The 10,233-nt window shown below is 47.6% G+C and carries 9 protein-coding genes; 6 read left to right on the forward strand and 3 right to left on the reverse strand.

Translation table 11 applies throughout. The annotated features are described in order from the left end of the window. Both QT987_RS24655 and QT987_RS24660 read left to right on the forward strand, forming a co-directional pair. The coding region (locus tag QT987_RS24655; RefSeq protein ID WP_333245500.1) for a zinc ribbon domain-containing protein at nucleotides 1–364 on the forward strand (364 nt) is incomplete at its 5' end. A gap of 202 nt (nucleotides 365–566) precedes the next feature. Then, the gene (locus QT987_RS24660) at nucleotides 567–1,091 is read left to right on the forward strand and encodes a DUF4330 domain-containing protein (RefSeq protein WP_333245503.1); all 525 of its coding nucleotides are present in this window, start codon (nucleotides 567–569) and stop codon (nucleotides 1,089–1,091) included. Nucleotides 1,092–1,303: 212 nt separating this feature from the next. Here QT987_RS24660 and QT987_RS24665 read toward each other — a convergent pair whose 3' ends face one another. Beyond that, nucleotides 1,304–2,209 (reverse strand): alpha/beta hydrolase, encoded by a 906-nt coding sequence (locus QT987_RS24665; protein WP_333245506.1) that lies wholly within the window; start codon nucleotides 2,207–2,209, stop codon nucleotides 1,304–1,306. Nucleotides 2,210–2,774: 565 nt separating this feature from the next. Between QT987_RS24665 and QT987_RS24670 the strand changes: the two genes are divergently transcribed. Next, a complete protein-coding gene (locus QT987_RS24670) occupies nucleotides 2,775–3,353 on the forward strand; it encodes a hypothetical protein (protein WP_333245509.1) in 579 nt (192 codons plus the stop codon). Between the two features lie 19 nt (nucleotides 3,354–3,372). Here the strand turns inward: QT987_RS24670 and QT987_RS24675 are convergent, their stop codons facing one another. Both QT987_RS24675 and QT987_RS24680 read right to left on the reverse strand, forming a co-directional pair. After that, nucleotides 3,373–4,566: an RNA-guided endonuclease TnpB family protein gene (locus QT987_RS24675; protein WP_333245512.1), complete on the reverse strand. Its 1,194-nt coding sequence runs from the start codon at nucleotides 4,564–4,566 to the stop codon at nucleotides 3,373–3,375. A 47-nt stretch (nucleotides 4,567–4,613) separates the two neighbouring features. Further along, a complete protein-coding gene (locus QT987_RS24680; RefSeq protein ID WP_333245515.1) occupies nucleotides 4,614–5,612 on the reverse strand; it encodes a hypothetical protein in 999 nt (332 codons plus the stop codon). Nucleotides 5,613–6,718: 1,106 nt separating this feature from the next. On the opposite strand from QT987_RS24680, the gene QT987_RS24685 reads away from it, so the two are divergent. The 3 genes from QT987_RS24685 (at nucleotide 6,719) to QT987_RS24695 (ending at nucleotide 10,152) form a co-directional block, all read left to right on the forward strand. Next, on the forward strand, nucleotides 6,719–7,621 hold the full coding sequence (locus QT987_RS24685; RefSeq protein WP_333057201.1) for an MBL fold metallo-hydrolase: 903 nt from the start codon (nucleotides 6,719–6,721) through the stop codon (nucleotides 7,619–7,621). A gap of 229 nt (nucleotides 7,622–7,850) precedes the next feature. Next, the gene (locus tag QT987_RS24690) at nucleotides 7,851–9,065 is read left to right on the forward strand and encodes a bifunctional riboflavin kinase/FAD synthetase (RefSeq protein WP_333245518.1); all 1,215 of its coding nucleotides are present in this window, start codon (nucleotides 7,851–7,853) and stop codon (nucleotides 9,063–9,065) included. A gap of 178 nt (nucleotides 9,066–9,243) precedes the next feature. Next, on the forward strand, nucleotides 9,244–10,152 hold the full coding sequence (locus QT987_RS24695; RefSeq protein WP_333057199.1) for a MoxR family ATPase: 909 nt from the start codon (nucleotides 9,244–9,246) through the stop codon (nucleotides 10,150–10,152). The last annotated feature ends 81 nt before the right edge of the window (nucleotides 10,153–10,233 follow it).

Here is a 10,233-nt window from a genome sequence, read left to right on the forward strand (position 1 = left end):
ATCTGATGTGGGATGGGGAATCTTTATCAATTTCCTAGCTTACAAGCTAGAGAAAAAAGGTGGCAAGTTGGTTGAGATTGACCGCTGGTTCCCCAGCTCCAAGCTCTGCTCTAATTGCTATTACCAGATTGATAAGTTACCGCTTGATGTTAGGGAGTGGACTTGTCCTAATTGCGGTACTCGTCATAACCGTGATGGTAATGCAGCAACAAATATTAGAGCTGAGGGCATCAGGATACTACAGACGGATGGAACAGCCGTTTCTGCTAACGGAGGGGAAGTAAGACCAAAGGTTGGACGCAAGTCTGTTCTGAGGCATTCCTCTGTGATGTTAGAAGCCCACACTATAATCGTTTCGATTTAGTGTGGGTAGTTCACGTGCCCCAGTCATGCGGATTTTGGGCTATCGTTGTGGTAATATCTTTTAGCTTCAGGACTTACACATCAATAAAGTATGTCATTGCCAGCGGTAGCTCAGCAATAGCAGCATCTGTTTTTCATCGATGTCTGTGTAAGTCCTGAGCTTGTAAACATACTCCTGTCGCTATCAGTATAATAGGCGATTTATGAAAATTTTAGATTCTCAAGGCCGGCTGTTCGGCAAACTCAGCATCCTAGACGTAGGTGCCGCTCTAATCGTACTGCTAGTTGCAGTCGGAATCTTCTTCTTTCCCGGCACTTCTGGCGGTTCCGTCGCGCAAGTCGGCACCAGTATAAAACCTGTAGAGATTGATGCAATTGCGATCGGTCTCAAAGGAACAAACGTTCCAGAGTTGTTCAAACCCGGTGATAAAATTAATGTGGTGATCCGCAATCAACCCTCCGGTCAGATTACCATCAAATCGGTCCAAACTCTCACCCGAACCCTAGCAGTTCCTCAGCCCAACGGCACTCTGAAAGCTCTCCCCGATCCCAGAGAAGAAGAAGCCTTCAGCAGAAATATGAGGTTTACCTTAGAGGGAAAAGGTCAACTTACTGAAAATGGCCCGGTTTTAGGTAATACGAAAGTCAAAATTGGCACTACGCTAGAGCTTGAAGGCAACAGGTACATTTTCAACGCCAGCGTTATCGACGTGCGAGTCAAAGAATAATTAGTAGTCAGTAGGCATGGGGCAGTGGGCATTGGGCATTGGGCATTGGGCATTGGGCAGTGGGCAGTGGGCAGTGGGCAGTGGGCATTGGGCATTGGTAATTGGTAATTGGTAATTGTTATTTCTAACAATGGCCAACAGCCCACTAACAACTGCTTTCCTGTCAACTGCCACCCCACCACTGCCAACTGCTTTCCTGTCAATTGACTTCTTCACCCTTCCGAAAGCAATTTTAAATATTGCCGAATTAAGCCAATAGTGACAGCGGGAATTTCTAACTGCGGAGTCAAACCTACGTTTTCCAGAGGTTGAAAAATTTTGATTGCTTCGGGGTTGAGGTTTGCCAACCGCTGGCCGATATCGGGCCCGGTAAACTGCGATTTTTCTCCCCAAATAATCGCTGTCGGCGTTGTTAGCTGAGTGATGTACAGCGACAAATCAAAGCACAAATCTCCCCGCACAAAAGACAGGGCGGCATATTCTGCATTTGGTTCCAAAGCAGATTGGAGGTAAGCATCAACAATTTCTTGGTAAACGCGACGCGAATCAGCAAATTGGCGTTGTTCTAGGAAGCTACGGATGCCGCCGTCTGTGGCGATGCCGGTGCTGTAGAGCAATTTGTCTAAAATCGGCGTGTTGACTAGCTTAGCGAAGAAACTGCTGCCGTAATCTTGTCCGAAATCCGACAAACCGCTGGGTATGGTCAAAATCAGTGATTTGAAGAGATCCGGCCGTGCGATCGCAGCTCGAATCGCGATCGCCCCTGTTAGCGAAGAAGCAATCACCTCTGTCGGACTGCCACAAGTTTTTTCGAGAAATTCGATCAAAGTTGTGATATAATCTTCAACCTGATAATTTCTTGCCGGATGTTCCGATCGCCCCCAACCGATTAAATCCGGTGCTAAAATTCGATATTCTGCGGCAAAAGCCGGATAAACTTTCGACCATTCGTAGGCACTCGACCCGCCGCCAAAACCGTGAAAAAATACTAAGTTCGGCTTATTTTCCGAAGTTGAGGTCGGCAACCCCATCCAAGGCATTTTTTCAGCAGTGTAGTAAACCATTCTGCCGAGAGAAGTAACTATTGATCGCTGACCGAAGCCGAGGGGTACAAGCATAAACTAACCTTAATCGCTGTTATATTTTAGATTCTTTTCCGTCGCCCCGTCTTTGTTTAAAAAACTTGCAAAGCTGGTGGCGTTTTTGTAAAGATTGAGTAATGATTTAAATCTATTTTAGTACAGGTGAAGCGTGAAACTACAGACAGCAAGTAAGTTTTGCGATTTGGGCAATTCGGCTGTGTAGTTATCCTTACTGTTGCAAACTACCGCCGATCGGAGATAATAGCAAAATGATGGGTGAGACCCCTCAACAAAATAGAGTCTGTTCGCTAACCCCGAAAGCAGGCGCTCGGAAAGGAGGACTATTAGAACTCGCTTTCAGGCAGGCGGCAGGTTGGCCGACGCTCGCCAATCACAAATCATTAATCACGATATTTTGCGGAGCAGTGGCTTTTGAGGTCGAAAGTCTTTGTTGGAGGGCGGGCAATGGGGTTTCGATTCCTAATTGCAGGTTTGGCAATCACGGGCCTCGCCGTTATCAATTCCAAAACACAAGAAATAACTAATCTCAGGGAGGTCTACTAAAATGCAACTGCTCAGAAAAAGGGATCGCGAGGGTTTTATGGTTGATGCGAAAAGTCTTCAATCTGACGGGTTGGCAGAGTTTGACACAGCCTGTCGAAGCATGGATTTAAACGGCAAAAAGTCTGTTGTCGCCACTCCAGAACGCTCAGGCGCCGGGTCAGATGTGCGATCGCGCACCACGGTACCTGCGATCGTCCGGGTAGCTTTAGAAGACTTGAAATGCTTTGAAGTAGTAGAACACCAGTTTGCACATTGGGGGGTTACTTTTAGCAATGCCGTCGCCATCCAACCTTCAAACCCAGCATTTTTCACTGGTTCTGGGGCAACAGTGTTAATGGGGGCCCCCAAAAGCGGACTGATAGAAGTAACTTTTAAGTATCCAGTTCGCTGGGTGTCAGGACTTGTCACCAGTTCGCGACGAACTGTTTTATCTGCTTGTGACATTGACGGCAACCCAATTGTTCAGGATGAAATGCCGGCGCCCAATCTGGTGGGGTCTAATTCTCCGATCGACCCTAGGACTCCCCTGCGCGTAAAAGCTCCGAATATTCATAAAATTACTTTTTACGCTTTTGACGGTCAGCTAATAGTCGATGACTTGATTTTTGGATTGTGAACTACCAGACGCTGACCACTTAAGGGGTACAGCGCTGGCTTCCTGATTCAACGGGGATAGCGTCCAATAAAACCGAAGTTTTACCAGATCGACTTACATCCTCTCCACAGGCAGAAGCGCTAGTTCCTAACGCCAAAATCCGCAAGGCTTCATTTCTAATATTGATTGCTGCATTTACATCACGGTCATGGTGAGTACCACAACGCTGACAACTCCATGCTCTAACATCAAGAGTGAGATTATCAACTCGATTTAGGCATACATGGCAAGTCTTAGAGCTAGGAAACCATCGATCAATCTCGACATATTGTTTTCCTTCACTCTCGGACTTGTACTTAAGCATCGTGCAGAACATACCCCAGCCAACATCACTAATGGCTTTGGCTAAATTATAATTCTTTACCATGCCTTTGATGTTGAGATTTTCCACTGCAATAACTTGGTTTTCGTCAACTATCTTGCGGGATAGCTTGTGTAGAAAATCTTCCCGGCATCGGGCAATCTTGGAGTGAACTTTTGCCACTACCAGTCTTGCCTTTTTTCGGTTTTGACTACCTTTCTTTTTGCGATAAAGCTTTTGCTGCTTGCGTTTTAAGTTTCGTTGGCGCTTGACAAAATGTTTGGGATTGCCAAACTTAGAACCATCACTGGTGATCGCAAAATGAGTTAACCCTACATCAATGCCAATAGCTTTATCTGCTGGGACGGATTCAGGCTTTTCTTTCCCATCGTCAATCAAAACAGAAATAAAATGTTTACCGTCCGGGTTGCGAGATACGGTAACGGTCTTGATGTCGCCCTCAAAATCACGATGTCGCCGACAGAAAACTAAACCAATCTTAGGTAGGTTGATATAGTCACCGTCGAATTTGACATTTTGAGGGTAGCCGATCGACTGCCTGCCGTGCTTTGACTTGAATTTGGGCAGCATCGCCCTCTTGTCAAAGAAGTTTTTGTAGGCAGTAGATAAATTCAATGCAACCACCTGCAAACATTGAGAATAGGGTTCTTTTAGCCATTCGTATTCTTTTTTGAGTGGAGGGAGCAAGCCTTGTATGTATGCCCTAGATAGTCCTTTGCCAGTATTTTTGTAAGTTTCTTGACATAGATTTAAAGCATAGTTCCAAAACCATCTCGCACAACCAAAAGACTTTGCAAGCAAGGTTTCTTGCTCACTTGTGGGATAGATTCTGTACTTGTAGGCTTGATACATTTATCAAGATTGCAGAATACCGATAAGATGATCGTAGCACACAAAAACTATATTGATTGGCTGTCGCTCAATTTATTTTCACCGCGAGCTTTCATCCCGACGCTCACCTTCGGTAGAGCGCGGGACTTCCCATTCGCATTAGTTAAAGCCATGCCATAAGTAGCATCCCAAGTCTGCAAACCTTCGAGAAGGGCATTGCGGACTAAAGCTTCTGGTTCCCGACTCAGCATCAGGCGAAAGCACTCGGCAGCGCGGGAACGGGCGATGGAACTTTTGACAGAGCTCACAGGGCCAAACCCACCCTGATTCACCAAATCGGTCATTTGCCGCACAGCAATCAAACGCTTCACGGGGTCAGCATCAGTCAAATCCGCCAAGATGCGATCGATCGCATCTTCATCTTTTGCAGCCCCCAGACTCAACCCTTGCCGCAGCAACACCCCTGCAATCGCGATCGTACCCAAATTCTGCAAAATTAGGCTCAAAGCCATCCAGGGGCTGCTTGAGTCCGCCCAAATCGCCAAACTCATGTAAGCGCCCAAGGTAGCAATGCCGCCAGTGCCGACGGCTAAAACAAATCGGCGGTTCGGCCCCTCCCAAAATTGCTCGCCTTTTGCTCGCAGCAATTGCCAGTCCCACGACTGCCCTCGGTAAACCACCATCATCGCTGCTATCCCCAGGCCTGTGGAAAACAGTAATTCACTGTTCCACCACCCCCAAACTGCTGCCAGGGTGATAACTGCCAGCCAACCTTTGGATCGAGTCAAACTCTCTAGCAGCCATTTGAGAAACGCAGTAGAAACCACAGGCGATCGGGCCCAGGAGGTCTTACCATCTACCCTCCGGCGTCTTGTTTCGGCAGTCCGGCCTGTGGCTGTTGGGGTTGCCGGCGGGCGATCGTCCGAACTCAATTCTCTCAAAGCTTGACCATCAGTTATTTCTAAAGACAGGTCGCTCAAGGGAAGATTACCGAGTTCCAAAGTGCGATCGGACACTTTCACAGGCGATCTATTCAGCTTGGTTGTAGTTTTTTTAACTTGATTCATACTGACTTTTTTGAAAAATAACTTAAAGTTATCCAGGCTTTTTTAGCACTGATTTAGATTCTCGACAAACAAGACTCTAAGCTTCTATGATACCGGAAATTCAAACCCGTGGCGAGTACCGCAAATGCGCCGAATTCCGAGAAATCCTTACCAACAATAGAGCTATTGAAGATTGTTGAGAAAAGCACCACAGGTTAACAGGGAATATTTCTGCATCGCTCTTGAGACAGAATGGCGATCGGAGTTGGCATGATAGCCAAAAAGCGAAATTTTTTAATTTCCGAAAATAGGGGAATTTTGAGTGATTCAATTCGTCCGCCAAGAAATGCACGACGAAAATTTAGCCTTTTGCCCGCAGGCCCGGACTCTCGCTGCTACCCGGTGTCAGATGAGGCTGGGTTCAGCTTGACCGCTAGCGGGACGAACCGCAGCGGGCCGAGCATCCAGACAGTATTGGTTGATAATTAATAGCAGGAGCCTTCCTAAACTGCTAAGATTTTTGAATTAATGGGAGTTGAGTTAATTAAACCGGGTTCTGCTAAAAAGGAGTCCCGGATGCTCATGGGCAGGGGTTAAATGGCGGGAGCATCTCAAGTCGGGTAAATTAACCGTCATTATTGTAGCGGCGCGTTCACGCCCGATCGCCAATATCGGCCAGATATCGGCGTAAAACAGCCCCGCCACCTGCATATTATGGTCGATCGACCGGACTAGATAGCAGGAAAGCCATCATCCGGGTTCAAACCGGTAAAGCAGCAAGGCAAGCAACTGACCGCGCAATCCGGTTCGGCAATTGCGGAGGCTGGAGAAACAGCGGCTTTTGACCAAACTCAGACAGAACTACTGCCCCAAAGTGTGTCTGCGGAGGTTAGGCTAGTGAAGAGACGAAAAGAATAGTTACGATCGAGACTTCCAACGTCTACTTTGTAATTTATTGCTCAGTTGTCAAGCCCAACAGTTTTGCATTCTCGCGATGAGCGAGACTCTTGGCAGTTCCCACAAGTGGGGAACTCGACCGTCAAAGAACTTGGGTTTGATGGTAAAGCCCTTAGTAATATGTAAACACCTTATCGATAACTCGCCGGAACAATCTTGCAAGAAAACCCATGTCTAGTATGCACAACCAATTCACGGTTCACTTCTGGGGCGTTAGAGGTAGCATAGCGTCTCCCGGGGCAGAAACAGTACGTTACGGGGGCAACACGCCCTGTGTAGAAATGCGAGTGGGTGAGAGTCGCCTAATTTTCGATGGCGGTACTGGATTGCGGGTTTTGGGACAAACTCTCCTGTCCCAGATGCCCGTAAAAGCTCATATGTTTTTTACTCACTCTCACTGGGATCACATTCAAGGATTCCCATTTTTTGTCCCAGCTTTTATTCCTGGGAACTGCTTTCACATCTATGGGGCTATTGCTCCTAATAAGGCTACTATCCAGCAGCGCCTCCACGACCAGATGCTGCACCCCAATTTTCCGGTACCCCTGCAAATTATGGGGGCAGACCTGAAATTTAACGATATAGAAGTGGGCAAACCGCTGGAAATCGGAGAGATTAAGGTGGAAACTGCTTTGCTGAACCATCCGGGCGAAGCTATAGGCTACCGCGTAAACTGGCGGGGGTATTCGGCTGCTTACGTGACTGATACCGAACATTTTCCCGATCGTTTAGACGAAAATGTGCTGTATTTGGCTCAGGATGCTGAGGTGCTGATCTACGACGCTACTTATACCGATGAGGAGTATTATGCGGAGAAAAGCAGCAAGGTCGGCTGGGGACATTCGACTTGGCAGGAAGCGGTGAAGGTGGCAAAGGCTGCTAATGTCAAAAAGTTGGTGATTTTTCACCACGACCCGCTGCACAATGACGAGTTTTTAGACAAGGTGGGAGAACAAGTGGCTCAAAGATTCCCGAACAGTTTGATGGCGCGGGAAGGTTTGTCGTTACAATTGCTGCCTCCTGATAACAATTTGTCTGAAGTGTCGGTGCAAGCGCCTCAAGTGCCTGTCTGATGGATTTGAGATTGCCCGATGGTTCTGAAATCTTGAGGTCAGAAATCTCAAATTTAAGTTAGGGCTGACCTCAGAGACGGATACAAGCCCCCGGCTTAAGTGGTGGAAAACCAAAAAGTTTAGACCAAAGTTCAACCTTCCAGATTTATCTGTGGAGTCAAATCTAAAATCTAAAATCTAAAATCTAAAATCGACTGGCGATCGCACTAAGTATGTCAAAATTTTAAGCGTGTGGGTAACTTCTTCTTGTACCGCTGCTCTGACTCCAACTTCTGTTGCCTTGGGAAACTTTGATGGTTTGCACCTAGGGCATCGACAAGTCGTGCAGCCAATTTTAAATCGATCGCCTGGGCCAAATTCTGCGACGGTTTTTGCGTCGGGGCAAAACTTGCGCTCCAACGTTGGCACAGATCAAAATTGGGAAAGCGAACATCCGGCGACCTGCGAAAATGACTCAGCAGCACCGCCGGATCGAGCCGACAGCCACCATAACTTCGAGGGTTTGATAGGCCCTAGGGCCGAGGGCAACAGCCTCTCTAGTCGCGATTCTGATGGGGTCGATCGACTTTATAGCACTGTGGTGACATTCGATCCGCACCCGCAAGAATTTTTTACGGGTCAACCGAAAAAACTGCTGACGCCTCTGGCAGAAAAGGTAGAATTGCTCGCAGCCATGGGCGTCGAGCAACTTGTGCTGCTGCCGTTCGATCGAGAATTAGCGGCTTTGACTGCTTCTGAGTTTGTCGAGGAAATTTTGGTGCGGCAACTAAAAGCGAGTCGAATTAGTGTGGGGGTTGATTTTCGGTTTGGGCGGGGACGCGCTGGGACGGCTGTGGATTTGCAGTCGATCGCCTCTGGTTACGGTATTGATGTTGCTCTTGTACCGCTGCACAATTGCGGTGAGGGCGATCGGATCAGCAGTTCTGCAATCCGCGAAGGTTTGGCATCCGGCGACCTCACAAGAGCGAATCAGTTGCTGGGGCGACCTTACAGTTTGGTGGGGACTGTGGTTGGGGGACAGCGGCTGGGTAGGACGATCGGATTTCCTACTGCTAATATCGAACTGCCGCCGGAAAAATTTTTGCCACGTTTTGGCGTGTATGCGGTACGAGTCTCGCTGACAGATGGATGGGAAAAGATGAAAGAGGAAAGTTCTTCCTATCAGCGGGAAAACCCCAAATCTGTAATCCCCGGCACAGCATCCAATGTATCTTTTGTCAATGGGGTGATGAATGTTGGTTGCCGCCCGACAGTAGACGGCCAGCAACCCACTGTGGAAATTCACCTGTTAGATTGGTCTGGGGATTTGTACGGTCAAACCTTGAGCGCGAGTTTGGTAGAGTTTTTGCGACCCGAACAAAAATTCGCTTCTCTGGATGCTCTCAAAACTCAAATTCAGGCAGATTGCGATATTGCTAGAAGCCTCTTAACTGCTAAAGTCTAATAATTATGTGATCTAGAACAGGCGATCGCTTTTAAAAATGGTGCAAGATGAGTCAGACTAAATTCTAGTTGTACAAATACGAAGTCCGCAAGGCAAAGACTCAAGATTTTGGCCATCTTGATATCTTTTCAACAATTAGCAACTAGCAATTAGCAATTAACAATTATCAATCAGGGATATGAGACAACATATTGAGCGGCTCAAACAAAATCTAGGCAAAACTATGGTTGGCAAAGCGGATGCTATTCGCTTGGTGCTGGTAGCCGTGTTTTCGGGCGGACACGCGCTGCTGGAAGACGTGCCTGGTGTGGGAAAAACGCTGCTGGCGAAGTCTTTGGCGCGATCGATCGATGGCAAGTTTCAGCGGATTCAGTGCACTCCCGATTTGTTACCGACGGATGTCACCGGTACTAATATTTGGAATCCGCGCAGCGGAGAGTTTGAGTTTTTGCCCGGCCCAGTTTTTGCTAATGTTTTGCTTGCTGATGAAATCAATCGGGCGACACCGCGAACTCAGTCAGCTTTGCTGGAAGTGATGGAAGAAAAGCAGGTGACAGTAGATGGAGTTTCTCGGAATGTTCCGACGCCGTTTTTTGTGATTGCGACTCAGAACCCGATCGAATATCAAGGCACTTTTCCGCTACCAGAAGCGCAGATGGATCGGTTTACTTTGTCTTTGACATTGGGCTATCCCGCTGCGTTGGAAGAGTTGCAAATGTTGGAACGGCTTTCTGATAGTTTTGCTGTTGAAGATTTGCAGCCTTGTATTTCTTTGGCAGAAGTGCAGGAATTGCGTCGTTTGTGCGCTGGTGTGAAGGTGGAAGGCTCTTTGAAACAGTATATTGTAGATTTGGTGCGATCGACGCGGGAAGATGAGGAGATTACTCTGGGGGTGAGTCCCCGGGGTGCGGTGGCTTTGCACCGGGCTTCCCAGGCTTTGGCGTTTATTTCGGGGCGGGATTTTGCTACCCCGGATGATGTGAAGGATTTGGCGCCGCACGTACTGTCTCATCGGTTGATTCCGGCGGGGGGAAGGAGGGCTAAAACGATTGTTGACAAGTTGTTGCGATCGGTTCCTATTCCTTAAAAAGTTTGTAAGTAGTTGTTTTAATTAAAGGAACAGGCAAGATGCCTGTTCCACAAAGAATTACAGCTTAATTCAAGGAAC

The organism is Microcoleus sp. SVA1B4, from assembly GCF_036700545.1.
Classification (GTDB): domain Bacteria; phylum Cyanobacteriota; class Cyanobacteriia; order Cyanobacteriales; family Microcoleaceae; genus Microcoleus.

Excerpts from the sequence above, each read along its gene's own strand:
- QT987_RS24660 (WP_333245503.1), top strand. The coding sequence starts at position 567 with ATGAAAATTTTAGATTCTCAAGGCCGGCTGTTCGGCAAACTCAGCATC.
- QT987_RS24665 (WP_333245506.1), bottom strand. The coding sequence starts at position 2,209 with ATGCTTGTACCCCTCGGCTTCGGTCAGCGATCAATAGTTACTTCTCTC.
- QT987_RS24670 (WP_333245509.1), top strand. The coding sequence starts at position 2,775 with ATGGTTGATGCGAAAAGTCTTCAATCTGACGGGTTGGCAGAGTTTGAC.
- QT987_RS24675 (WP_333245512.1), bottom strand. The coding sequence starts at position 4,566 with ATGTATCAAGCCTACAAGTACAGAATCTATCCCACAAGTGAGCAAGAA.
- QT987_RS24680 (WP_333245515.1), bottom strand. The coding sequence starts at position 5,612 with ATGAATCAAGTTAAAAAAACTACAACCAAGCTGAATAGATCGCCTGTG.
- QT987_RS24685 (WP_333057201.1), top strand. The coding sequence starts at position 6,719 with ATGTCTAGTATGCACAACCAATTCACGGTTCACTTCTGGGGCGTTAGA.
- QT987_RS24695 (WP_333057199.1), top strand. The coding sequence starts at position 9,244 with ATGAGACAACATATTGAGCGGCTCAAACAAAATCTAGGCAAAACTATG.